This window comes from Bradyrhizobium sp. 2TAF24 (assembly GCF_052115025.1).
Lineage (GTDB): Bacteria > Pseudomonadota > Alphaproteobacteria > Rhizobiales > Xanthobacteraceae > Bradyrhizobium_A.
Genome location: NZ_JBFRFW010000007.1, coordinates 202,918 through 224,820, shown reverse-complemented (window position 1 = coordinate 224,820; position 21,903 = coordinate 202,918). Strand labels below are relative to the sequence as shown.

20 protein-coding genes, 1 pseudogene and 1 riboswitch are annotated in these 21,903 nt (G+C 66.1%); of the genes and pseudogenes, 13 read left to right on the top strand and 8 right to left on the bottom strand.

The annotated features are described in order from the left end of the window. Positions 1–24: 24 nt before the first annotated feature. On the top strand, positions 25–567 hold the full coding sequence (locus tag AB4Z37_RS13615) for an NADPH-dependent FMN reductase (protein WP_441517261.1): 543 nt from the start codon (positions 25–27) through the stop codon (positions 565–567). Here AB4Z37_RS13615 and AB4Z37_RS13610 read toward each other — a convergent pair. Next, entirely contained in the window at positions 564–938 is a 375-nt protein-coding gene (locus tag AB4Z37_RS13610) for a hypothetical protein (protein ID WP_441517260.1), read from the bottom strand. The two genes, AB4Z37_RS13615 and AB4Z37_RS13610, sit on opposite strands and share 4 nt — an antisense overlap. A gap of 64 nt (positions 939–1,002) precedes the next feature. Here AB4Z37_RS13610 and AB4Z37_RS13605 point away from each other — a divergent pair, with 64 nt between their 5' ends. From AB4Z37_RS13605 to AB4Z37_RS13590, 4 genes are all read left to right on the top strand, one after another. Next, on the top strand, positions 1,003–1,416 hold the full coding sequence (locus tag AB4Z37_RS13605; protein WP_441517259.1) for a hypothetical protein: 414 nt from the start codon (positions 1,003–1,005) through the stop codon (positions 1,414–1,416). 65 nt (positions 1,417–1,481) lie between these two features. Beyond that, positions 1,482–2,171: an aquaporin Z gene (aqpZ, locus tag AB4Z37_RS13600; protein WP_441517258.1), complete on the top strand. Its 690-nt coding sequence runs from the start codon at positions 1,482–1,484 to the stop codon at positions 2,169–2,171. Between the two features lie 359 nt (positions 2,172–2,530). Then, the gene (katG, locus tag AB4Z37_RS13595) at positions 2,531–4,696 is read left to right on the top strand and encodes a catalase/peroxidase HPI (RefSeq protein WP_441517257.1); all 2,166 of its coding nucleotides are present in this window, start codon (positions 2,531–2,533) and stop codon (positions 4,694–4,696) included. Positions 4,697–4,960: 264 nt separating this feature from the next. Beyond that, the gene (locus AB4Z37_RS13590; protein WP_441517338.1) at positions 4,961–5,557 is read left to right on the top strand and encodes a glutathione S-transferase family protein; all 597 of its coding nucleotides are present in this window, start codon (positions 4,961–4,963) and stop codon (positions 5,555–5,557) included. Positions 5,558–5,632: 75 nt separating this feature from the next. On the opposite strand, the gene fabI is transcribed toward AB4Z37_RS13590, so the two are convergent. The 3 genes from fabI to fabA all read right to left on the bottom strand — a co-directional run bounded on the left by fabI (position 5,633) and on the right by fabA (position 8,447). Beyond that, complete coding sequence (gene fabI / locus AB4Z37_RS13585) at positions 5,633–6,436, bottom strand: enoyl-ACP reductase FabI (protein WP_441517256.1); 804 nt, start codon at positions 6,434–6,436, stop codon at positions 5,633–5,635. Between the two features lie 146 nt (positions 6,437–6,582). Further along, positions 6,583–7,806: a beta-ketoacyl-ACP synthase I gene (gene fabB / locus AB4Z37_RS13580; protein WP_441517255.1), complete on the bottom strand. Its 1,224-nt coding sequence runs from the start codon at positions 7,804–7,806 to the stop codon at positions 6,583–6,585. Positions 7,807–7,922: 116 nt separating this feature from the next. Then, entirely contained in the window at positions 7,923–8,447 is a 525-nt protein-coding gene (gene fabA / locus AB4Z37_RS13575) for a 3-hydroxyacyl-[acyl-carrier-protein] dehydratase FabA (RefSeq protein ID WP_441517254.1), read from the bottom strand. Positions 8,448–8,767: 320 nt separating this feature from the next. On the opposite strand from fabA, the gene irrA reads away from it, so the two are divergent. After that, on the top strand, positions 8,768–9,253 hold the full coding sequence (gene irrA / locus AB4Z37_RS13570) for an iron response transcriptional regulator IrrA (protein ID WP_441517253.1): 486 nt from the start codon (positions 8,768–8,770) through the stop codon (positions 9,251–9,253). Between the two features lie 91 nt (positions 9,254–9,344). Here irrA and AB4Z37_RS13565 read toward each other — a convergent pair whose 3' ends face one another. Continuing rightward, on the bottom strand, positions 9,345–9,872 hold the full coding sequence (locus AB4Z37_RS13565; RefSeq protein ID WP_441517252.1) for an SH3 domain-containing protein: 528 nt from the start codon (positions 9,870–9,872) through the stop codon (positions 9,345–9,347). 550 nt (positions 9,873–10,422) lie between these two features. Here AB4Z37_RS13565 and AB4Z37_RS13560 point away from each other — a divergent pair. Continuing rightward, positions 10,423–11,424, top strand: a complete 1,002-nt coding sequence (locus AB4Z37_RS13560) for a 2-hydroxyacid dehydrogenase (RefSeq protein WP_441517251.1) — start codon at positions 10,423–10,425, stop codon at positions 11,422–11,424. Between the two features lie 87 nt (positions 11,425–11,511). Here AB4Z37_RS13560 and AB4Z37_RS13555 read toward each other — a convergent pair whose 3' ends face one another. Then, the gene (locus AB4Z37_RS13555) at positions 11,512–12,447 is read right to left on the bottom strand and encodes an outer membrane protein (RefSeq protein ID WP_441517250.1); all 936 of its coding nucleotides are present in this window, start codon (positions 12,445–12,447) and stop codon (positions 11,512–11,514) included. 502 nt (positions 12,448–12,949) lie between these two features. Here AB4Z37_RS13555 and AB4Z37_RS13550 point away from each other — a divergent pair. The 3 genes and pseudogenes from AB4Z37_RS13550 to AB4Z37_RS13540 all read left to right on the top strand — a co-directional run. Beyond that, positions 12,950–13,180 (top strand): annotated as a pseudogene (locus tag AB4Z37_RS13550) (D-glycerate dehydrogenase); the annotation flags it as partial. Between the two features lie 195 nt (positions 13,181–13,375). Beyond that, the gene (locus tag AB4Z37_RS13545; protein ID WP_441517249.1) at positions 13,376–15,004 is read left to right on the top strand and encodes an NADP-dependent glyceraldehyde-3-phosphate dehydrogenase; all 1,629 of its coding nucleotides are present in this window, start codon (positions 13,376–13,378) and stop codon (positions 15,002–15,004) included. 124 nt (positions 15,005–15,128) lie between these two features. Next, positions 15,129–15,208, top strand: a riboswitch (ZMP/ZTP riboswitch). 15 nt (positions 15,209–15,223) lie between these two features. Further along, positions 15,224–16,084: a bifunctional 5,10-methylenetetrahydrofolate dehydrogenase/5,10-methenyltetrahydrofolate cyclohydrolase gene (locus AB4Z37_RS13540; RefSeq protein ID WP_441517248.1), complete on the top strand. Its 861-nt coding sequence runs from the start codon at positions 15,224–15,226 to the stop codon at positions 16,082–16,084. Positions 16,085–16,108: 24 nt separating this feature from the next. On the opposite strand, the gene AB4Z37_RS13535 is transcribed toward AB4Z37_RS13540, so the two are convergent. Continuing rightward, positions 16,109–16,909 (bottom strand): HesA/MoeB/ThiF family protein, encoded by an 801-nt coding sequence (locus AB4Z37_RS13535; RefSeq protein ID WP_441517337.1) that lies wholly within the window; start codon positions 16,907–16,909, stop codon positions 16,109–16,111. Positions 16,910–17,065: 156 nt separating this feature from the next. On the opposite strand from AB4Z37_RS13535, the gene AB4Z37_RS13530 reads away from it, so the two are divergent. Further along, entirely contained in the window at positions 17,066–18,427 is a 1,362-nt protein-coding gene (locus AB4Z37_RS13530) for a serine protease (protein ID WP_441517247.1), read from the top strand. Between the two features lie 9 nt (positions 18,428–18,436). On the opposite strand, the gene mutM is transcribed toward AB4Z37_RS13530, so the two are convergent. Beyond that, positions 18,437–19,318, bottom strand: a complete 882-nt coding sequence (gene mutM, locus AB4Z37_RS13525) for a bifunctional DNA-formamidopyrimidine glycosylase/DNA-(apurinic or apyrimidinic site) lyase (protein ID WP_441517246.1) — start codon at positions 19,316–19,318, stop codon at positions 18,437–18,439. A gap of 201 nt (positions 19,319–19,519) precedes the next feature. On the opposite strand from mutM, the gene ubiE reads away from it, so the two are divergent. Next, positions 19,520–20,281 carry a bifunctional demethylmenaquinone methyltransferase/2-methoxy-6-polyprenyl-1,4-benzoquinol methylase UbiE gene (gene ubiE / locus AB4Z37_RS13520; RefSeq protein ID WP_441517245.1) on the top strand — a complete coding sequence of 254 codons (762 nt, stop codon included), beginning with the start codon at positions 19,520–19,522 and terminating at the stop codon, positions 20,279–20,281. Next, complete coding sequence (gene ubiB / locus AB4Z37_RS13515) at positions 20,278–21,846, top strand: 2-polyprenylphenol 6-hydroxylase (RefSeq protein ID WP_441517244.1); 1,569 nt, start codon at positions 20,278–20,280, stop codon at positions 21,844–21,846. The genes ubiE and ubiB overlap by 4 nt, the downstream gene beginning before the upstream one ends. Positions 21,847–21,903 lie beyond the last annotated feature (57 nt).

The window sequence follows — 21,903 nt, the reverse complement described above, 5'->3', positions numbered from 1 at the left end:
ATTCGCATTCCCAGGGACATCGCGATGATCATCCTGTCGCTCGCGGGCAGCCTTCGCGCCATCTCGTCCAACACCTCGCTGTTGCAGGCGGCGCGGACCCTGGCGCCCGCGGGCATGTGCATCGAGCCTTACACCGGCCTCGGGCAGCTGCCGCATTTCAATCCGGACCTCGAGGACGACCTTCCCGAGCTCGCCGCGGCGTGGCGCGCGCGGGCCGAACAGGCCGACGGCATTCTGATCTCCTGCCCGGAATATGCCCGCGGCATTCCCGGATCGCTCAAGAACGCACTCGACTGGCTGGTCGGCAGCACGGCGTTTCCGGGCAAGCCGGTGGCGCTGTTCAATGCCTCGCCCCGCGCGAGCACGGCCCAGGATGCGCTGCGCCTCGTGCTCACCGCGATGTCGGCACACCTTGTCGAGAACGCTTTCCTGACGCTTCCCCTGCTCGCCAGGGGCTTTGATGCAGCGGCGATCGCCTGCGATCCGCAGCTCGCGCCGCAGATCACCGCTGCGCTCGGCGCCTTCGCCGCTGCGATTGCCCAGCAGCGGCGCGAAGCAGCCGGCTAGAGACGACGGTACACGACGATCGTGCGATGGCCGAGCTTGTGACGTAGCGCAGCAATGAATTTCTCCGACAGAGGCGGCCAATTCCAGAACTCGAAGCCGAGATGGCCCAAGCCCCAAACGACCGGTCCGCGCCATTCGGCCAGCAGCCTATCTTGATTACACTTATGGCAAGGAAAACGCGCTTGATCGTCGCCACCTGCCCACGCACCAACCGCACGAACATACGAATCATCGGGTTCGAACGCATGCCCGCAGTTGCACTGGAGCCTGATCCCATTGCAGCCCGCATCAAACACGCAGCGGCCGGTGCGGATCGCAACGCCATTCGTCCGAAGCTGCAGGAACATTTGCTCGTCGGTCTCGATCGCCACACGGAAACCAGGCCCCGGACGATGGCCCATTCCGCCGAGACACGAGTCGCTTAGCGCGGGAACGATGACCCCTTCGGATATCAGCCACGCTCGGACGGCATTCATCCGCTCGACGGCATCCCCGGAGGTCGCATCAACATCCACGATGATTTGGCAAGAATCGCTCACGGCATGGCTCCACTCCGCCGCTGCAAAGCGTGGCGATAAATCCCCGCGGTTCAAGCCGAAGCAGCAGGCACCGAGTTATATCAACTCGCGCACTGGCTACGGCATCGCTTCAAACGTCGATGCGGCTCGCTCGCGCCGCGGCAGACCGGCAGTGGATATGCGGCCTCAGGATTACTCCCTTGTCGGTGATTCGCCCCCATGGATGCGCTGCAACACGGTCGCGGCGCAGATCCGCGATGAAGCCGCGCTTTGGCCCGATTCGAAGGAAATCAAGAGCTTAAAGTCACTGGCGGTCCCTTGCTGGAACTGAAAAACCTGATTTGCTACTTAACGACGCGCGATTCAACCGTGCGTTGTTGATCAGGGGAAAAGGCAATGACGAGAAAGCTCGCGGCGGAGTTCTTCGGAACGTTCTGGCTGGTGTTTGGTGGGTGCGGCAGTGCGGTTCTTGCCGCCGGTTTTCCGCAGTTGGGGATCGCGTTCGCCGGCGTCGCGCTGGCTTTCGGCCTCACGGTGCTGACGATGGCCTATGCGGTCGGCGGCATCTCGGGCGGGCATTTCAATCCGGCGGTTTCGCTGGGCCTTGCGGTCGCCAACCGCTTCGACTGGCGTGAGCTCATTCCCTACTGGATCGCGCAGGTCGTCGGCGGCGTCGTGGCTGCGGCGGTGCTCTATGCGATCGCGTCCGGCGCGCCGGACTTCAAGGTCGGCGGCTTCGCCTCCAACGGCTATGGCGATCTGTCGCCCGGGCACTACAGCCTGTTCGCCGCCTTCCTGATCGAGGTGGTGCTGACGGCGGCATTCCTCATCATCATCCTGGGTTCGACCTCGAAGATCGCTCCGGCCGGCTTCGCGCCGATCGCCATCGGCCTCGGCCTGACGCTGATCCACCTGATTTCGATCCCGGTCACCAACACCTCGGTGAACCCGGCGCGTTCGACCGCGGCCGCGCTGTTCGCCCAGACCGGAGCGCTGAGCCAGCTGTGGCTGTTCTGGGTTGCGCCGCTGATCGGCGCGGCCATCGGCGCGGTGATCTGGAAGGTCCTGCTGGCGTCCGACGAATAGCCGACGCGATTCGCGGCGGGAGACCGCCGCGCGTCACGGCCATTCGGCCCGTGTCGGCCCAAGAGCCCGTCGTGCTTCCGGAGAGCACGGCGGGCTTTTTTACGTCCGCAGGCCCCGCTCCCGCCCCGCGCGGCGGGCTCCGGCATCCTTGATCTGCATCGCTGACGGCGGCCATGCGGCCATCCATGCTGTCGCCATCTGCGCGCCACGCAAATTGGCTACGCTCGGCGCGCAACACACGTCACCGCAACATCATCAGTAATTCTTATCGCCTCGATCAGAAAAGCTGGCTTCACCTGATGAATTGCGTTGCGTAGATTTGGCGGCAGCCTCATTCAGACCTGTCAGAGGAGACGACCATGGACGACAAAACCAAATGTCCGTTTTCGGGCGCCACCCAAGTCAACACCAACCGTGACTGGTGGCCGAACCAGCTCGACCTCCAGGTCCTGCATCAGCATTCCGCGCTGTCCAACCCGATGGGCGAGGCATTCGACTACGCCAAGGAATTCAAGAGTCTCGATCTCGACGCCGTGATCAAGGACCTGACCGCCCTGATGACGGACTCGCAGGAGTGGTGGCCGGCCGACTTCGGCCACTATGGACCGCTGTTCATCCGCATGGCCTGGCACAGCGCCGGCACTTACCGCATCGCTGACGGCCGCGGCGGCGCCGGAGCGGGCCAGCAGCGCTTCGCGCCGCTCAACAGCTGGCCTGACAACGTCAACCTCGACAAGGCGCGCCGGCTGCTGTGGCCGATCAAGCAGAAGTACGGCCGCAAGATTTCCTGGGCCGACCTGCTGATTCTCACCGGTAATGTCGCGCTGGAATCGATGGGCTTCAAGACATTCGGTTTCGCCGGCGGCCGCGACGACACCTGGGAGCCGGAGCAGGACATCTTCTGGGGCCCCGAAGGCAAGTGGCTCGCGGACGAACGCTACAGCGGCGATCGCGACCTCGCCAACCCGCTCGCCGCCGTGCAGATGGGCCTGATCTACGTCAACCCGGAAGGACCGAACGGCACCCCGGATCCGCTGGCGGCCGCGCGTGACATCCGCGAGACCTTCGCGCGCATGGCGATGAACGACGAGGAGACCGTTGCCCTCATCGCCGGCGGCCACACCTTCGGCAAGACCCACGGCGCCGGCGACACCGCCCTGGTCGGCCCCGATCCGGAAGCCGCTCCGATCGAGGAGCAGGGCCTCGGCTGGTCCAGCAAGTATGGCAGCGGCAAGGGCGGCGACGCCATCGGCAGCGGCCTGGAGGTGATCTGGACGACGACGCCGACGAAGTGGAGCAGCAACTTCTTCTGGAACCTGTTCGGTTACGACTGGGAGCTGACCAAGAGCCCGGCCGGCGCGCACCAGTGGACGCCGAAGGGCGGCGCCGGCGCCAACACCGTGCCGGACGCGCACGACAAGTCGAAGCGGCACGCCCCGTCGATGCTGACCACCGACCTCGCGCTGCGCTTCGACCCCGCCTACGAGAAGATCTCGCGGCGCTTCTATGAGAATCCGGATCAGTTCGCCGACGCGTTCGCACGGGCCTGGTTCAAGCTCACCCACCGCGACATGGGCCCGATCGCCCGCTACCTCGGCCCGCTGGTGCCGAAGGAAGAGCTGCTGTGGCAGGACCCGGTTCCTGCCGTTGACCATGAGCTGATCGGGGAACAGGATATCGCCGCGCTGAAGGCGAAGATCCTGGCGTCCGGCCTGTCGGTATCGCAACTGGTGTCGACGGCCTGGGCCTCGGCGGCGACGTTCCGCGGCTCGGACAAGCGGGGCGGCGCCAACGGCGCGCGCATCCGCCTCGCGCCGCAGAAGGACTGGGACATCAACCAGCCGGCGCAGCTGGCGAAGGTGCTGCAGACGCTCGAGGCGATCCAGAAGGAGTTCGCGGCCGGCGGCAAGAAGGTGTCGCTCGCCGACCTCATCGTTCTCGGCGGCAGCGCCGCGATCGAGAAGGCCGCCGGGGACGGCGGCCACGCCGTGAAGGTGCCGTTCACGCCGGGACGCACCGACGCGTCGCAGGACAAGACCGACGTCGCATCCTTCGCGGCGCTGGAGCCGACCTACGACGGCTTCCGCAACTATACGCGGGGTCCACAGCGGCTGTCACCGGAAGAGCAGCTGGTCGATCGAGCCCAGTTGCTGACGCTGACGGCTCCCGAGATGACGGCTCTGGTCGGCGGACTGCGTGTGCTCGGCGCCAATGTCGCTGCATCCGCGCATGGCGTCTTCACCAAGCGGCCGGAAGTCCTGACGAACGACTTCTTCGTCAATCTGCTCGACATGGCGACGCAGTGGAAGCCGACCGCAACCGAGGGCGTGTACGAGGGCCGCGACCGCAAGACCGGTGAGGCCAAATGGACCGCTACCCGTGTCGACCTGATCTTCGGGTCGCATGCGCAGCTGCGCGCCCTTGCCGAGGTCTATGCGTCTGACGACTCCAAGGACAAGTTCGTCACGGACTTCGTGGCGGCGTGGACCAAGGTGATGAACGCCGACCGCTTCGATCTCGCCTGAGCGAAGCCGCATCATCAGGACGGCGCTCCCGGACAGCGGAGCCGCCGTCCACCCCTGCTCTTCGATCGCCGGGCCTTGCGCCCGGCGATTTCTGTTGTGCGAAGCGCACCGGTCATTCCGTCAGGGCGCACCCTGACGGCAGGTCGGCAGCATATTTTCCCAACCAACGCCATCCGGCGAGTGGATTTCGCCTGCAAGTCGCAGCATGATGCCGCGTTCCATTTCCTCTGGCCGCTCACGGCCGCCGCATCAACCGGACCTGCCATCATGAAGCTGTACTACTCGCCAAAGAGCCGCTCCTTCACCGCGCTATGGCTGATGGAGGAGACCGCACAGCCCTACGAGCGGGTGCTGACCGACATCACCACCGGCGCGCAGAAGGCGCCGGCGTATCTCGCCATCAATCCGATGGGCAAGGTGCCGGGCCTGCAGGATGGCGACACGGGACTGGGCGAGGCAGCCGCGATCTGCGCCTATGTCGCCGAGCGCTACCCGGAGGCGAAACTCGCGCCGCCGCTCGGCGACCCGCGCCGCGCACGCTACCACTACTGGCTGTTCTTCGGGCCGAGCTGCATCGAGCCGGCGATCATCCAGATTTTCACCAAGATCCAGGTGCCCAGCAGCACCGCTGGCTGGGGCGACGCCACGCAGGTGTTCGACGTGCTCGACCAGGCATTGCAGAGCGGGCCGTGGCTGCTCGGCGAGGATTTTTCCGCCGCCGACGTCGTGATCGGATCCGGCCTCGACTTCGCGGTGCGGCGCTTCAAGATGGTGCCGACACGGCCGGCGTTCGATCGCTATCTCGATCTCTGCGCCGCGCGACCAGCGTTCCAGCGCGCGCAGGCCCTGTCGGGCAACTGAGCCGGGGCCAGCCGTCGTCGCCGGTCAGCACCGGCGACCACAGCGCAACGACACACGGCCGCCCGACCGGACGGCTTACGCCTCGTCGGCCTTCAGCGCGGCCGGCTTCGGCATCAGGATGATGTTGTAGCCGGAATCGACGTAGTGGATCTCGCCGGTGACGCCGCCGGACAGTTCCGACAGCAGATAGAGCGCCGAGCCGCCGAGCTCGTCGAGGGTGACGCCGCGGCCGAGCGGCGAATGCTTTTCCTGGAACGAGAACATCGCGCGCGACTCGCCGATGCCCGCGCCGGCGAGCGTGCGCACCGGCCCCGCCGAGATGGCGTTGACGCGGATGTTCTGCGGCCCGAAGTCAGCCGCGAGATAGCGCACCGAGGCTTCCAGCGCCGCCTTGGTCACGCCCATCACATTGTAGTTCGGCATCGCCCGCATCGAGGCGCCGAAGGTCAGCGTGATGATCGAGCCGCCGTCCGGCATCATCTCCGCGGCGCGCTTGGCGAGCTCGGTAAACGAGAAGCACGAGATCACCATGGTGCGGGAGAAGTTGTCGCGCGTGGTGTCGACATAGCGGCCGCGCAGCTCGTTCTTGTCGGTGAAGCCGATGGCGTGCACCAGGAAATCGATGGTGCCCCACTTCTTCTTCAGCACGTCGAACACCGCATCGACGCTGGCGATGTCCTCGACGTCGCAGGGCAGCACGGTGTCGACGCCGATCGATTCGGCAAGCGGCTTGACGCGGCGGGCCAGCGCCTCGCCCTGGTAGGTGAAAGCGAGTTCGGCGCCGTGCGCCGACAGCGTCCGGGCTATTCCCCAGGCGATCGAGTGATCGTTGGCGATCCCCAGGATCAGTCCGCGCTTGCCTTGCATCAAGCCTGCCATCACATCGCTCCGTTGTTACGAGATAGGTTGCCGGCGCCACCCTTGCGCATCATCTGCAACAGACAGGTGACGCCACGACGCCTGGACTGTGGAATGGTGTGCGCTCCGCGGGCGCGGAGCAGCTCGCAGCATCCGTCGGACGCGCCTCACGCCTCGAGCCGCTTGAACACCAGCGTGGCGTTGGTGCCGCCGAACCCGAACGAGTTGGACAGCACCGCGCCGATCTTGGCGTTGTCGATGCGCTTGCGCACGATCGGCATGTCGGCGAACGCGGGGTCGATTTCCTGGATGTTGGCGCTCTCGCAGATGAAGCCGTTGTTCATCATCAGCAGCGAGTAGATCGCCTCCTGCACGCCGGTCGCGCCCAGCGAATGGCCGGTCAGCGACTTGGTGGCGGAGATCGGCGGGCATTTGTCGGCGCCGCCGAACACGCTGCGGATCGCGTTGATCTCCGGCGGATCGCCCGCCGGGGTCGAGGTGGCGTGCGGGTTGATGTAGTCGATGGGAACGTTGACGGTGGACAGCGCCATGCGCATGCAGCGCTCGGCACCTTCCCCCGACGGCGCGACCATGTCGTAGCCGTCGGAGGTCGCGCCATAGCCGACGATCTCGCCGTAGATCTTGGCGCCGCGCGCCTTGGCGTGCTCGAGTTCCTCCAGCACCACCACGCCGGCTCCGCCGGCGATCACGAAGCCGTCGCGGTTGACATCATAAGCGCGCGAGGCGGTGGCCGGGGTGTCGTTGTATTTCGACGACATTGCCCCCATCGCGTCGAACAGCACCGACAACGTCCAGTCGAGCTCCTCGCAGCCGCCGGCGAAGACGATGTCCTGCTTGCCGATCTGGATCGTCTCGTAGGCGTTGCCGATGCAATGGTTCGACGTGGCGCAGGCCGAGGAGATCGAATAGTTCACGCCCTTGATCTTGAACCAGGTCGCGAGCGTCGCCGAAGCGGTCGACGACATCGCCTTCGGAACGGCGAACGGACCGACGCGCTTGGGGCCCTTGGTGCGCGTGATGTCGGCAGCCTCGACCACGGCACGCGTCGACGGGCCGCCGGAGCCCATGATGATACCAGTGCGGATGTTGGAGACCTCGTTGTCCTCGAGGCCGGCGTCGCGGATCGCCTGTTCCATGGCGACATGATTCCACGCCGCGCCATCACCGAGGAAACGCATCGCGCGGCGATCGACCACCTCGGCTGGATTGAGGGTCGGCGCGCCATGCACCTGGCAGCGAAAGCCGAGCTCGGCATACTTGTCCGCACGCGAGATGCCGGACCTGGCGTCATGAAGGCTCGAAAGCACTTCCTGAGTGTTGTTTCCGATGGATGAGACGATACCCATCCCCGTCACCACAACCCGCCTCATGATGGAGCCTCACTTTGAAAGAAATCGACGATGTCGACCTAGATTGAGATTAGACGCGTTGTGACGGTTTTGCGAAGACGACGCGATCGCTGACGGGCCTCGGAGCCTAGTCACCCTCAGGGCTGCAACACGGCGTCCTGCCGGAACAGCCCGACCTTCAGATCCTTGGCGCGGTAGATAATCTCGCCGTCGCTCGAGAGCCAGCCGTCGGCAATGCCGAGCATCAACCTGGCGCGCATCACGCGCTTGATGTCGATGTTGTACACGACCTTCGTGACGTTGGGCAGAACCTGCCCGGCCAGCTTCAGTTCGCCGATGCCGAGCGCGCGCCCGCGGCCTTCGCCGCCGAGCCAGCCGAGATAGAAGCCGACCATCTGCCACAGCGCGTCGAGGCCGAGGCAGCCCGGCATCACCGGGTCGCCCTTGAAGTGGCAGCCGAAGAACCAGAGGTCCGACTTGACGTCGAGCTCGGCACGGATGCGACCCTTGCCATACTCACCGCCGTCGACGGTGATCTCGGTGATGCGATCGAACATCAGCATCGGCGGCAGCGGCAGCTGGGCGTTGCCTGGACCGAACATTTCGCCGCGACCGCACGCCAGCAGGTCCTCGTATTCATAACTGCTGCGCCGATCGTGCATGCCGTCCTCGCCCCCCTGATCCGTGTTGGGTTTCAATGGTGAATGATATGATGTCGCCGGCTCTCTATCATAGGCCTTCCGGCGGGGCAAAGCCGCTTCGGATCAATCATATAGGGGCGGATCGCCCCAGTCCGGCCGCGGCAACCGGCCATGGCGGCATTTGAGCTTCTACTCCGAATATGGTATCATAACACCTTAAGCCACTGCGTCTTGTCGCGGGGCGGAGGCAGTTGCGAGAAACTTGCATGTAGCTGCATCCTTTCCTATAATTCAGGTGACATAAAGTCGGCGATCCGAAGCGAGCAGCCTTCCATAGTAAAATGAGTGACTTAATCACCACCGATGACCACAGCGACGCCGAGATCCTCGGGACGGTCCGCACGCCGAGCCTGACGGGCTGCCCCTGGCACGACGTCAACGAGATGCTGCAGTCGGTGGGCCTGCGCCCGACCCGCCAGCGCATGGCGCTGGGCTGGCTGCTGTTCGGCAAGGGCGACCGTCACCTGACCGCGGAAATGCTCTACGAGGAGGCGATCCAGGCCAAGGTGCCGGTGTCGCTGGCCACCGTCTACAACACGCTGAACCAGCTGACCGAGGCCGGGCTGCTGCGCCAGGTCAGCGTCGATGGCACCAAGACCTATTTCGACACCAACGTCAGCGACCACCACCACTTCTATCTCGAGGGCAACCACGAGCTGGTCGACATTCCCGATCCGCATCTCGTGCTGCAGAAGATGCCTGACGTGCCGGAAGGCTACGAGATCGCCCGCATCGACATGGTGGTGCGGCTGCGCAAGGTGCGCTGACCGGCTATCGTTTCAAGCAAAAGGCCGCGCCTCGGGCGCGGCCTTTTTGGTTTGGCGGCAGTGCGCTGCGGCTGCGCGCGCAACTTGCAGCTCAGTCGATCTTCTCGTCGGCGTAGACACCCCACAGCCGCTGCTGCTCGATCCAGCCGTCGAAACCGCTGCCGGTGATGCGGCACCAGCCGGCGCTGCAGCGCTTGACCGACGCGATCACGCCGGCCTGCAGCTTCGCCGACACGGCGCTGGCGGGATCGGCACGGTCGTACAGCGGGGCGAGATCGTCCTTCGACTTCAGCGTCACCACCGCGGTGCGCTTGCCCGACAGCAGCGAGTGATAGACCCAGCCTTCCGAGCCTTCGGAATCCCGCACCCGCCGCCAGTTCTCGAACTCGGCGGTGATCTCCACCGGTAGCCCGACGCGGGTATAGACCCAGCTGACGTCGTTGTCCTTGGTCGGACCGCCGCGGACGTTGACGTGATCTGATTTCAGGCTGACGTAGCGCGGCATCGGCAGGCCGCTGACCGGCCCCATGATGTCCTTGGCGGCATGACCTGTGGTCACCCCTACATGGCAGAACACGCCCGCCAGCACCGCCACACTCCAATAGCACTTCAACGCCATTGCCCCGTTCCTAGCATCCGATTTCGACGTTCGCTCTCACTGAACCAGCACCTCCGAAAGCGATTTTCGAAAGGACACCAGAAGTCTTTGAATCCAGTATGGGTTTGGTTCGTGAGAAGTCGTGGGACCCGCCAGGCACAGGCAGGGCTTCCGAACCGCCATACTGGCCACGCCGGCTGCGTCGACAGGCGCCTCACGGGGGAGGACGCCGGCCAGCCCAGCAGGCCGCGGCCGCACCTCTACTGGTTCCCGATGAGTTCTTGTCTTGGGCGGGCCTTCTGCTAGAGAGGACCCGATACGACCCTCACGACAAGAGCCGGCGAGAGCTTGGTATCCGGTGCGGACCTGCAGTTTCGGACAGCCCGGTTAACGAGGCCTCAACAGGCCAGCGGGAGCGAAGGGAAACGCAACAGCGCGACGTGACGTGTGACTTTGCTGCACTGAACCGGCTGCACGGATCCGACGCGCCGTTTAATCTGTATCGGCCTGAATTCCTGCGCCCGCACACCGCGGCGCGGGCGCAGGGCCCCAAGGCGTGGAAAGCACAGCAATGACCGTCCGGAAAAAACCTCTCGTCGTCGTCACGCGGAAGCTGCCGGACAGCATCGAGACGCGGATGCGCGAGCTGTTCGACACCCGCCTCAATCTCGACGACCAGCCGATGACCCAGGACCAGCTCGCCGAGGCGGTGCGCACCGCGGACATCCTGGTGCCGACCGTTTCCGACGAGGTCGATGACGCCGTGCTCAACCAGCCGGACCGCAAGCTGAAGCTGATCGCCAATTTCGGCAACGGCGTCGACAACATCGACGTCACCGCCGCGCACAACCTCGGCATCACCGTGACCAACACGCCGAAGGTGCTGACCGAGGACACCGCCGACATGACCATGGCGCTGATCCTGGCGGTGCCGCGCCGGCTCACCGAGGGCGCTTCCATCCTGACCGAAAGCAAGGACTGGGCCGGCTGGTCGCCGACCTGGATGCTCGGCCACCGCATCGGCGGCAAGCGGCTCGGCATCATCGGCATGGGGCGGATCGGCCAGGCGGTGGCGCGCCGCGCCCATGCCTTCGGCCTGCAGATCCACTACCACAACCGCCGCCCGGTTGCGCCGCAGATCGAGGAAGAGCTCGGCGCCACCTACTGGGAGAGCCTCGACCAGATGCTCGCCCGGATGGACATCATTTCGGTGAACTGCCCGCACACCCCGGCGACGTTCCACCTGCTGTCGGCGCGGCGGCTCAAGCTGATCCGCAAGGACGCCTATATCGTCAACACCGCGCGCGGCGAGATCATCGACGAAGATACTCTCACCAAGCTGATCGAGGCCGGCGACATCGCCGGCGCCGCCCTCGACGTGTTCGAGCATGAGCCGGCGGTCAGCCCGAAGCTGGTGCGGCTCGCGCGCGCCGGCAAGGTGGTGCTGCTGCCGCACATGGGCTCGGCGACGATCGAGGGCCGCGTCGAAATGGGCGAGAAGGTGATCATCAACATCCGCACCTTCCTCGACGGCCACAAGCCGCCGGATCGCGTGCTGCCCAGCATGCTCTGACCGTCGGGGCGCAAGCTTTCGCTGAGGGGCGAGAGCCGAACCTGCGCACGCCCCCCTGCGATAGACGGTAGCCGGGAAAAGCCGGCCTTAGCGGCCGGCCGGCATCGAGTATGCTACGCCGATCCTCCCGACGTGCATGCTGTTCTCGAAACGCCCATTAACAGTCTCGCTCTGAACGCCAGGCAAGCTGGAGGCAAAGTTGAAATTGCTCCGCACATCGGCCGGCAGAAAATAAGTGTAGCGATACTCGGCCCGAAGACTCCAATTGGAATCGATCTTCCTTTCCAATCCTGCTCCCACCGATGGCCCGTTCGCGATGAACTGATCTGGCGGTGCATAGAAGGTCGTGTTGATCAAATTCTGATAGTTGAAGCCTCCGACAGTCCATCCACCGATACCGTAGACAAGCGTTTCCGGCGTTGCGAGAAAGCCGACCCGCGCAAGCATCGAAGCCATCCAGCGCAGATGGACATTGGGGCGAAAATCATTCGACGCGGTTTCGCCAGTCAGCCCTGCGCTATTGAAGTACTGATAATTCGCCAGCCCACTCGAGCTGAAATTCAAATCCGACATCGAGCCTTCAGCCTGAAGGCCGACAACCAAGTCCGGCGTTATGCGAGTGTTGAAGCCAAGAAATACGTCGGTCAATGCACCATATCCGGTCGTCGGTCCACTGGTACTCGTCAGCGTGCTCCCCATGACGTTGTAAGGCGGCGTATTGAGCGGGGATCCCGACATATATGTTTCCTGAGATCGAACGGCTCCACGCGTCGCGCCGCCGCCGAACGATACACCCCAGTAGAGGCCGCTCCAGCGGTCGTCCGCCGGATCACCCAGCAGAGGCTTCGCCTTGAGGCTCGTATAACTATCCAATGGCAGTTGCGATGGCGGCCTCGCTGCCGCGATTGCAGCTCTTTGGGGCACCTCGATACGTTGCACTCGTTGCGAGTTCTCCGCTTGTTGCCTGTAGCGCTGATTCTCCGCTTCCAGCACGCCGACTCTCGCCTCGAGTGCCCTCACCATTCTCCGTAGTTCCTCAGTATCAGATGCAGATACCGCAGGCTGGCTCGTACCAATCGTCACCATCAGAGCAGCCGCAACGACTGCCGTAGAATTCCTTCGCATTGAACAGATCCTCCCCAGGCGAGCAAAAATATTCTCGCAATCACTCGTTGAGAGTGCAAGATCCATCTTGATCGAGGCATAAGAGCTCCCCAGTTGGATGCATCAATGTCGATCGACTTCGCCGCTAAGGACCAAGGCGTGTTGCATCATCTGTCCAACGCAGCAAACACAGCGGTCTCCGCGTTCCTCATTTTGGGGCGCCTACCGAATCTTTGTGTCGTAAAATACCATTGTCGCCCAGTTATGCCGGGACGCTTCAAATCGACGCGCGACGAACGGGTGGCCCATGATCGACAGCCGGCAGCTTTTCCAGCTCTTTCCCACGGAGGCCGACATCCCCGCGGCACACCGGCTGAGCGGACCACTACACCAGCGCTGCGCACCGGTGACCCTCGGCAGCATTCCCCAGGGCGACATCGCCGGCGCCGCGCACGACGTGTTCGAGCATGAACTTGCGGTCAGCCCGAAGCGGATGCGGCTCGCGCGCGCCGGCAAGGTGGTGCTGCTGCCGCACATGGGCTCGGCGACCATCGAGGGCCGCGTCGAGATGGGCGAGAAGGTGATTATCAACATCCGCACCTTCCTCGACGGCCACAAGCCGCCGGATCGCGTGCTGCCAGGGATGCTGTGAGGCATAGCGCCTCCGTCTGACAGCGCGCTTCGACGACACTGCTGCACAACGACCCGGGCCAGACAGGTCCCGCATCGGTCGGCGCTGCTCTGCCCAGCATTTGGGGCGCTCTGCCGAATCTTTGTGTCGTAAAATCCCATTGTCGCGGGGCTATGCTGGGACGCTTCGAATCGACGCGCGACGAACGGGTGGCCCATGATCGACAGCCGACAGCTTCTCCAGCTCTTTCCCACCGAGGCCGACATTCCCCCGGCCCACCGGTTGAGCGGCCCGCTGCACCAGCGCGTCACCCTGGTCGACGGCGAGTTGAAGGACTGGACCGGCGGCACCCAGCAGGTCGTCTCGCCGATGCGGCTGCGCGACGCCTCCGGTGCGCTGACGCCGTTGACGCTCGGCAGCATTCCCCATGGCGGCATCGCCGAGGCGGAAGAGGCGCTCGCCGCGGCGGTGGCGGCCTATGACAACGGCCGCGGCGCCTGGCCGACCATGACGGTCGCCGAGCGCATCGCCTGCATGCAGACTTTCACCAAGGAAATGGTGGCGCGCCGCGCCGAGGTGGTGAAGCTGCTGATGTGGGAGATCGGCAAGAGCTTTGCCGATTCAGAGAAGGAATTCGACCGCACTGTCGACTACATCCGCGCCACCATCGACGCGCTGCGCGACCTCGACAACAACTCCTCGCGCTTCGTGATCGCGGAAGGCACCATCGGCCAGATCCGGCGCACGCCGCTCGGCGTGGTGCTGTGCATGGGGCCCTACAACTATCCGCTCAACGAGACGTTCGCGACGCTGATCCCGGCGCTGATCATGGGCAACACGCTGCTGTTCAAGCCGCCGAAATTCGGCGTGCTGCTGTTCGCGCCGCTGCTGGAGGCGTTCCGCAGCGCGTTCCCGAATGGTGTGATCAACACCGTCTACGGCCAGGGCGCCGAGGTGGTGCCGTATCTGCTCGGCTCCGGCAAGGTCAACACGCTGACCCTGATCGGCTCCAGCAAGGTCGCCGACCATCTCAAGAAACTGCATCCGAAGGCGAACCGGCTGCGCGCCATCCTCGGCCTCGACGCCAAGAACGCCGCCATCGTGCTCGCCGACGCCGACATCGAGCTCGCAGTGAAAGAGTGCCTGCTCGGCGCGCTGTCGTTCAATGGCCAGCGCTGCACCGCGCTGAAGATGCTGATCGTGCACTCATCGATCGTCGAGCGCTTCCTCGCCCGCTTCACCGAGGAGCTCGCCAAGCTCAAGGTCGGCATGCCGTGGGAGGCTGGCGTCAACATCACGCCGCTACCCGAGCCCGGCAAGACCGCCTACATGACCGCCTGCGTCGAGGATGCGCTCGCGCAGGGCGCGCGCATCGTCAACCCCGGCGGCGGCGCCCACTGCGAGACGTTCTTCTATCCCGCCGTGGTGTACCCGGTGAAGGAGGGCATGAAGCTCTATCGCGAGGAGCAGTTCGGCCCGGTCGTTCCCGTGATGCCGTTCGACGACATCGAGACCGCGCTCGACTACGTCATCACCTCCGAGCATGGCCAGCAGGTCAGCATCTTCAGCTCCGATCCCACGGAGATCGGCACGCTGGTCGACCCGCTGGTCAACCAGGTGTGCCGCGTCAACATCAACTGCCAGTGCCAGCGCGGGCCGGACATCTTCCCGTTCACCGGCCGCAAGGACTCAGCCGAAGGCACGCTGTCGGTGACCGACGCGCTGCGCTCGTTCTCGATCCGCTCGATGGTGGCGGCGAAACAGACCGACGCCAGCAAGAAGCTCCTGGACGAGATCGTGCAGAAGCACGAATCGAAGTTCATCAACACGGGCTTCATTTTCTAGGCGGCGAAGCCCGCCGGTCGGCAGCGCCGGTTCCACAGCGCCCGGCGATGCGGCGCGCGCAGGCCTGTCACGACACCAATGCACTGCCGGCCATTGCCTTGGCCGAACCGAGCCGCTATCAGGCGGGCCTCTGCGCGACTGGCGCTTGGATGGATGACCATCGGGGAGCGCAGGGATTTCCTGCCGCGCGCCTGGGCACCACTTCCCAACGAGGGTGCCATGACCGCGGAAATCATCGACGGGCGCAAACACGCCCAAACCCTTCTCGACAGCGTTGCCGCCGATATCGCCGCCATGCCGCAGGCCCCGGGCCTTGCTGTCGTGCTGGTCGGCGGCGATCCGGCCAGCGCCATATATGTCCGCAACAAGGTGCGGACGGCGCAGACGGTGGGCCTGCGCGGTGAGACCGAGATCCTGCCCGACAGTGTCAGCGAGGCGGAGCTGCTGGCGATCATCGCCACGCTGAACGCGCGCGACGACATCGACGGCATCCTCGTCCAGCTGCCGCTGCCGCCGCACATCAACACGCTGCGCATCATGGCCGCGGTCGATCCGGCCAAGGATGTCGACGGCCTGCATGCCCTCAATGCCGGACGGCTGTTGCACGGCGCGGATGCGCTCATTCCCTGCACGCCGCTCGGCTGCATGAAGCTGATCACATCGCTGGTGCCCGACCTCACGGGCTACCATGCGGTGGTGATCGGCGCCTCCAACATCGTCGGCAAGCCGATGGCGGCGCTGCTGCTCGACGAACGGGCGACGGTGACGCAGACCCATATCCACACCCGCGACACCCAGTTCATCTGCCGCGGCGCCGACATCCTGGTCAGCGCGGTCGGCAAGCCCGGCCTCGTGCGCGGCGACTGGATCAAGCCGCGCGCCATCGTCATCGACGTCGGCACCACCCGTGTCGAGAAGGCCGGCGGCGGCCATGACGTGCGCGGCGATGTGGCGTTCGACGAGGCGGTCAAGGTCGCCGGCGCAATCACCCCGGTGCCCGGCGGCGTCGGGCCGATGACCATCGCCTGCCTGATGGAGAACACGGTGAAGGCGGCCAAGGCCCGGCGGGCGCGGCGCTGACACGCGCCGCGGCGCCGTCGCCTGTCAGCGGTGCGCGCTGAGGTCCGTGATGGTCGGATGGTCGCCGTTGAGCGGATTGGCCGGATCGCGCGCATAGCGCAGCGTCTCGAACCGCATGGCGCGGGCGTCGATCATCACGAGGCGCCCGACCAGCCCCTCGCCGAAGCCGACGATCTCGCGGATCACTTCCAGCGCCGTCATGGCGCCGAGCACGCCAGCGAGCGCGCCGAGAATGCCGGCCTCCTCGCAGCTCGGCACCGTGCCGGGCGGCGGCGGATCGGGAAACAGGCAGCGATAGGTCGGGTTGAGCTCGCCCTTCGCATTGCGCTCATGGGCGCGGATGGTGGTGAGCGAGCCGTCGAACAGGCCGAGCGCGGCGCTGATCAGCGGCTTGTTGGCAAGATAGCAGGCGTCCGACACGAGATAGCGCGTGGCGAAATTGTCCGAGCCGTCGGCGACGATGTCATAGCCGGCGATGAGGTCGAGGGCGTTGGCGGCGGTGAGGCGCGCCGCGTGGGCGTGGAACGTGACATGCGGATTGAGCGCCCGGACGGTCTCGGCGGCGCTCTCGACCTTCGGCCGGCCGATATCCGGCGTGGTGTGGATGACCTGGCGCTGCAGGTTGGACAGCGACACCACATCGTCGTCGACCACGCCGAGCGTGCCGACGCCGGCCGCCGCCAGATACATCAGCGCCGGGGCACCGAGCCCGCCGGCGCCGATCAGCAGCACCCGCGCCGCCTTCAGCTTCGCCTGTCCGGGACCGCCGACCTCGCGCAGCACGATGTGCCGCGCATACCGCTCCAGCTCTTCCGCACTGAGCACGCTCACACATTCCTTTCGTCGTCTGTGGTCACCGTCGCGGCCCGGTCACGCCGGCGTCGCAGGCCGACGCTGAACCGCTGCAGCGCTATGGCCGACCAAGCAGATATGGTACTTACCCCCTCCCTGCCAGTTAGAACAGATCGCGAAGGGCGCCTGATGAAGCCGATGATCGCCGCCGCGCTGATGGTGGCCCTCTCTGGTGTCGCGGCGACCGCGCAGACACCGGTCCGCACCCTCTCCGTCCGGCCGGACGGCGCCACGGCCCCTGCAAAGCCCGCGCCGGCGCCGAAACCGGCCGATCCCGCCGCCGCGCAGGCGGCCCAGGAGCGGGCGGCGATCCAGTCCGACCTCGCCTGGGTCGGCGTCTACAACGGCCTGATCAATGGCGAGCCCAGCGAACGCCTCGCCACCGCGATCAAGACCTTCCAGAAGGACAATGGCGGCAAGCCCACGGGGACGCTGACGCCGCAAGAGCGCGGCGCCCTCACCGCCGCCGCCAAGGCGCTGCAGGACAGCGTCGGCTGGAAGATCGGCCTCGATCCGGTCAACAGCATCCGCCTCGGCCTGCCCACCAAGCTGGTGCCGCAGCAGACGACCACCCCGACCGGCACCAAGTGGGCATCGGCGCAGGGCCAGATCCAGATCGAGACCTGGCGCGCCAAGGACAGCAGCCTCACCATCGCGGCCATCGCCGAACGCGAGAAGAAGGAGCCGGCCGGCCGCCGCATCGACTACAGTGTGGTCAAGCCGGACTTCTTCGTGCTGTCCGGACTGCAGGGGCTGAAGAAATTCTATGTCCGCGGCCAGATCAAGGGCAGCGAGATCCGCGGCCTGACCATCCTCTACGACCAGGCCACCGAGGGCACCATGGAGCCGGTGGTGATCGCGATGTCGAGCGCGTTCGCGCCGTTCGCCGGCGGCGACGCCGCACCGCCGCCGCCGCTGCCGCGCAAGAAGGTGGAGTATGCCACCGGCGTGGTGGTGAGCCCGGACGGCGCCATTGTCACCGACCGCAACGCTATCGACGCCTGCGAGACCATCGTGGTGCCGCCCTACGGCCATGCCGAGCGCATCGCCGACGACGCCACGCGCCAGCTCGTGCTGCTGCGGCTGTATGGCGCAAGCGGACTGAAGGCCGTGAGCTTTGGCGGCGCGGTGAAATCCGATGTCGCCGTGAGCGGCATCGCCGACCCGCAAGCGCAGGGCGGCGGCGCCACGGCGACCAGCATGACCGCCCGGCCCGTCAGCGATGGCGGCGACGTGCGTCTCGATCCGGCGCCTGGTCCCGGCTTCGCTGGCGCGGCGGTCACCGATGCCGACGGCAAACTCCTCGGCCTTGTGCAGCTCAAGACCCTGCTGGTGGCCGCCGTCGCGCCGGTGCCGGTTCAGGCGAGGCTCGTGCCGGCGGAGGTCGTGCGTCAGTTCCTCGCCCGGCACAAAGTCACGCCGACAGCGGCGGACAACAAGCCCGGCGACGTCAAAGCGTCGCTGCTGCGGGTGATCTGCATCCGCAAGTGAGCGACGCGCTCACTTCTGGCAAGTCGGGCACCAGAAGGTCGAGCGGCCGTTCTGCGTGAAGCGCTTGATCGTGCCCTTGCAGCCCTTGGTCGGACACTTCTCGTCCTCGCGGTCGTAGACGCGGAACGAGTGCTGGAAATAGCCGAGCTCGCCGGTGGTCTGGCGATGATCGCGCAGCGACGAGCCGCCGGCCTCGATCGCGAGATTGAGCACTGTGTGGATGGCGTCCACCAGCCGCCTGGCATGGTCCGACGGCGCGCCGCTGCGCAGCGCCAGGGTCGAGGCCTGCCGCTTCGGCGACAGATGGGCGCGAAACAGCGCCTCGCAGACATAGATGTTGCCGAGCCCGGCAACGACGCGCTGGTCGAGCAGCGCGGCTTTCAGGCTGGTCTTCTTGCCGGCACAGCCCGCCGCGAGCACGGCGGCGTCGAACGAGTTGCTGAGCGGCTCGGGCCCGAGGCCGCGCAGGAAGGATTCCGCTTCCAGCTCGCTGTGCGGCACGATCTTCATGTAGCCGAAGCGGCGCGGGTCGTTGAAGGTGACGATTGCCCCCGACGCCATGTGGAAGACGACATGGTCATGCGCGCGGTCGGCGCTGCGCTCGTGGTGGAAATGGCCCGGGCTGGTCGCGGCGGCGTGCTTGACCACGCGGAACGAGCCGGACATGCCGAGGTGCATCAGCAGCACGTCGCCCGACGACAGCTCGGCCATCAGCAGCTTGGCCCGGCGCCCCATGCCGACGATGGTCTGGCCCTCGAGCCGGCCGACGAAATCCTTCTGGAACGGAAAGCGCAGATTGTGGCGGCGCGTCTCCACGCTGGCGATGCGCTGGCCTTCCATGACCGGCTGCAGGCCGCGGCGGACGGTTTCGACTTCGGGCAGTTCAGGCATCGTTGGACATTCGCTTGGAGAGGGGCCCTGGCGCGATCATGACCCGGGTAAGCTTGATTGTCACGAAACGGCCTCGTACATGAACCGGCCCGCACGGCGACCGGCGACATCTGCCGCGAACCGGGCCGGCCGTTAACGATGCTGGCTTGTAGCGCAGGCGGACCTGGCGCGCTATGGTCCCGCCGCCGGAGACAGACAGTGATGGACCGACCCGACCAAACCACCCATTTCGGGTACCGCGACGTGCCGCTGGGCGACAAGCAGACGCTGGTGAACGACGTGTTCCACAGCGTCGCGGCGCGCTACGACCTGATGAACGACCTGATGTCGGCGGGCCTGCACCGGCTGTGGAAGGACGCCATGATCACCGCGCTCAACCCGCCGCGCGGCGATGCGCCGTTCGCGCTGCTGGATGTCGCCGGCGGCACCGGTGATATTTCGTTCCGCGCCGCGCAGGCGGCGGGTTTCGGCTTTCACGCCACCGTGTGCGACATCAACACCGACATGCTGGAGGTCGGCCGCGACCGCGCCGTCAAGCTCAACCTCGACGACCGCGTCACCTTCGTCGAGGGCAATGCCGAAGCGCTCGCGTTCGCCGACCGCAGCTTCGACGCCTACACCATCGCGTTCGGCATCCGCAACGTGCCGCGCATCGACGTGGCGCTGCGCGAGGCCTACCGCGTGCTGCGGCCAGGTTCGCGCTTCCTGTGCCTCGAGTTCTCCGCCGTCGACGTGCCCGGCCTCGATCGCATCTATGACCTGTATTCGTTCAACGTGATCCCGGCGATCGGCCGCGCGGTGACCGGCGACGCCGAATCCTACCGCTATCTCGTCGAATCGATCCGTCGCTTTCCGCGCCCCACCGCGTTCGCCGACATGATCAGCGCCGCCGGCTTTGCCCGCGTCAGCCATCAGGCGATGTCGGGCGGCATCGTGAACCTGCATTCGGGCTGGCGTTTGTGATCTCCGCGATTCCCCATGTGCTGCGCTTGACCCGCGCAGCCTTCGTCGTGGCCCGCGAGGGCACCTTCGCGGTGGTCGATCCCGAGCCGCTGCCGCCGCCGCTGCGCCTGCTGCTGCGCCTTGCACGGCTGATCGAGCGCCGCGACGCCCAGTCCGGCCCGCGCCTCGCCCGCGCGCTGACGCGGCTCGGCCCGACCTATGTCAAGCTCGGCCAGGTGCTGGCGACCCGTCCTGACGTCGTCGGCGTGGCGATGGCGCGCGACCTCGAACGGCTGCAGGACCGCCTGCCGGCGTTCTCGCAGGAGGAAGCCGAAGCGGTCGTCGCCTCGTCACTGGAGCGGCCGCTGACCCAGGCGTTCGCAAGCTTCAGCCCGCCGGTGGCCGCGGCCTCGATCGCCCAGGTGCACCGTGCCGAAATCGAGAAGGACGGCGTCCGCCGCCCGGTCGCGGTCAAGATCCTGCGGCCGCACATCGCCGAGCGCTTTCGCCGCGACCTCGGCGCGCTGATGTTCGCCGCGCGCACTGCCGAGGCGCTGTCGCCGGAAGCACGGCGGCTGCGCAGCATCGAGATCGTCGATACGCTGGCACGCTCGGTGGCAATGGAGATGGACCTGCGGCTGGAAGCCGCGGCGCTGTCGGAAATGGCGGAGAACACCCGCGACGATCCCGACTTCCGCGTGCCGACGGTGGACTGGGACCGCACCAGCCATCACGTGCTGACGATGGAATGGATCGAGGGCCTGCCGCTGAGCGACCGCGCCCGGCTGGAGGCCGCGCAGGTCGACCTGCCCGACCTCGGCCGCAAGGTGATCCAGAGCTTCCTGCAGCACGCGCTGCGCGACGGCCTGTTTCATGCCGACATGCACCCGGGCAACCTGTTCGTCGACGACAGCGGCCGCCTGGTCGCGGTCGACTTCGGCATCATGGGCCGGCTCGGCCTCAAGGAACGGCGCTTTCTCGCCGAGATCCTGCTCGGCTTCATCACCCGCGATTACCGCCGTGTCGCCGAGGTGCACTTCGAGGCGGGCTACGTGCCGGCCCATCACTCGATCGAGAACTTCGCCCAGGCGATCCGCGCCATCGGCGAGCCGATCCACAACCGCCGCGCCGACGAGATCTCGATGGCGCGGCTGCTCACCCTCCTGCTCGAGGTCACCGGCCTGTTCGACATGCGAACCCGGCCCGAGCTGATCCTGCTGCAGAAGACCATGGTGGTGGTGGAAGGCGTCGCCCGCAGCTTCGATCCCCGGCTCGACATCTGGAAGACCGCCGACCCGGTGGTGCGGGCCTGGATCGAGCGCAATCTCGGCCCGATCGGCCGCATCGAGGGCGCGGTAAGCGGCGCCGGCCAGCTCGGCAAGCTGTTCTCCGGCCTGCCGGCGATCGCTGCCCGCGCGGTCAGCGCGCTGGAGCAGGTCGAGGCGATGACCCGCGACGGCCTGGTGCTGGCCCCCGAGACGGTCGTCGCGCTGAGCAAGGCGCAGGCCCGGCGCAACCGCTGGCAGACCCGCGCACTGTGGGTGATCGCCCTCACCTTCCTCGCCATCCTCTGGAAGATCAGTTAGCCCGTGCCTGCATTGCAGGCATTTTATTGATTGCATTGCAATCATCTGCTAGCGTCT

Coding starts and splice junctions, on each gene's coding strand:
- AB4Z37_RS13615 (WP_441517261.1), top strand. CDS start 25: ATGATCATCCTGTCGCTCGCGGGCAGCCTTCGCGCCATCTCGTCCAAC.
- AB4Z37_RS13605 (WP_441517259.1), top strand. CDS start 1,003: ATGACCCCTTCGGATATCAGCCACGCTCGGACGGCATTCATCCGCTCG.
- aqpZ (WP_441517258.1), top strand. CDS start 1,482: ATGACGAGAAAGCTCGCGGCGGAGTTCTTCGGAACGTTCTGGCTGGTG.
- katG (WP_441517257.1), top strand. CDS start 2,531: ATGGACGACAAAACCAAATGTCCGTTTTCGGGCGCCACCCAAGTCAAC.
- fabI (WP_441517256.1), bottom strand. CDS start 6,436: ATGGCAGGCTTGATGCAAGGCAAGCGCGGACTGATCCTGGGGATCGCC.
- fabB (WP_441517255.1), bottom strand. CDS start 7,806: ATGAGGCGGGTTGTGGTGACGGGGATGGGTATCGTCTCATCCATCGGA.
- fabA (WP_441517254.1), bottom strand. CDS start 8,447: ATGCACGATCGGCGCAGCAGTTATGAATACGAGGACCTGCTGGCGTGC.
- irrA (WP_441517253.1), top strand. CDS start 8,768: ATGAGTGACTTAATCACCACCGATGACCACAGCGACGCCGAGATCCTC.
- AB4Z37_RS13565 (WP_441517252.1), bottom strand. CDS start 9,872: ATGGCGTTGAAGTGCTATTGGAGTGTGGCGGTGCTGGCGGGCGTGTTC.
- AB4Z37_RS13560 (WP_441517251.1), top strand. CDS start 10,423: ATGACCGTCCGGAAAAAACCTCTCGTCGTCGTCACGCGGAAGCTGCCG.
- AB4Z37_RS13555 (WP_441517250.1), bottom strand. CDS start 12,447: ATGGTGAGGGCACTCGAGGCGAGAGTCGGCGTGCTGGAAGCGGAGAAT.
- AB4Z37_RS13545 (WP_441517249.1), top strand. CDS start 13,376: ATGATCGACAGCCGACAGCTTCTCCAGCTCTTTCCCACCGAGGCCGAC.
- AB4Z37_RS13540 (WP_441517248.1), top strand. CDS start 15,224: ATGACCGCGGAAATCATCGACGGGCGCAAACACGCCCAAACCCTTCTC.
- AB4Z37_RS13530 (WP_441517247.1), top strand. CDS start 17,066: ATGAAGCCGATGATCGCCGCCGCGCTGATGGTGGCCCTCTCTGGTGTC.
- mutM (WP_441517246.1), bottom strand. CDS start 19,318: ATGCCTGAACTGCCCGAAGTCGAAACCGTCCGCCGCGGCCTGCAGCCG.
- ubiE (WP_441517245.1), top strand. CDS start 19,520: ATGGACCGACCCGACCAAACCACCCATTTCGGGTACCGCGACGTGCCG.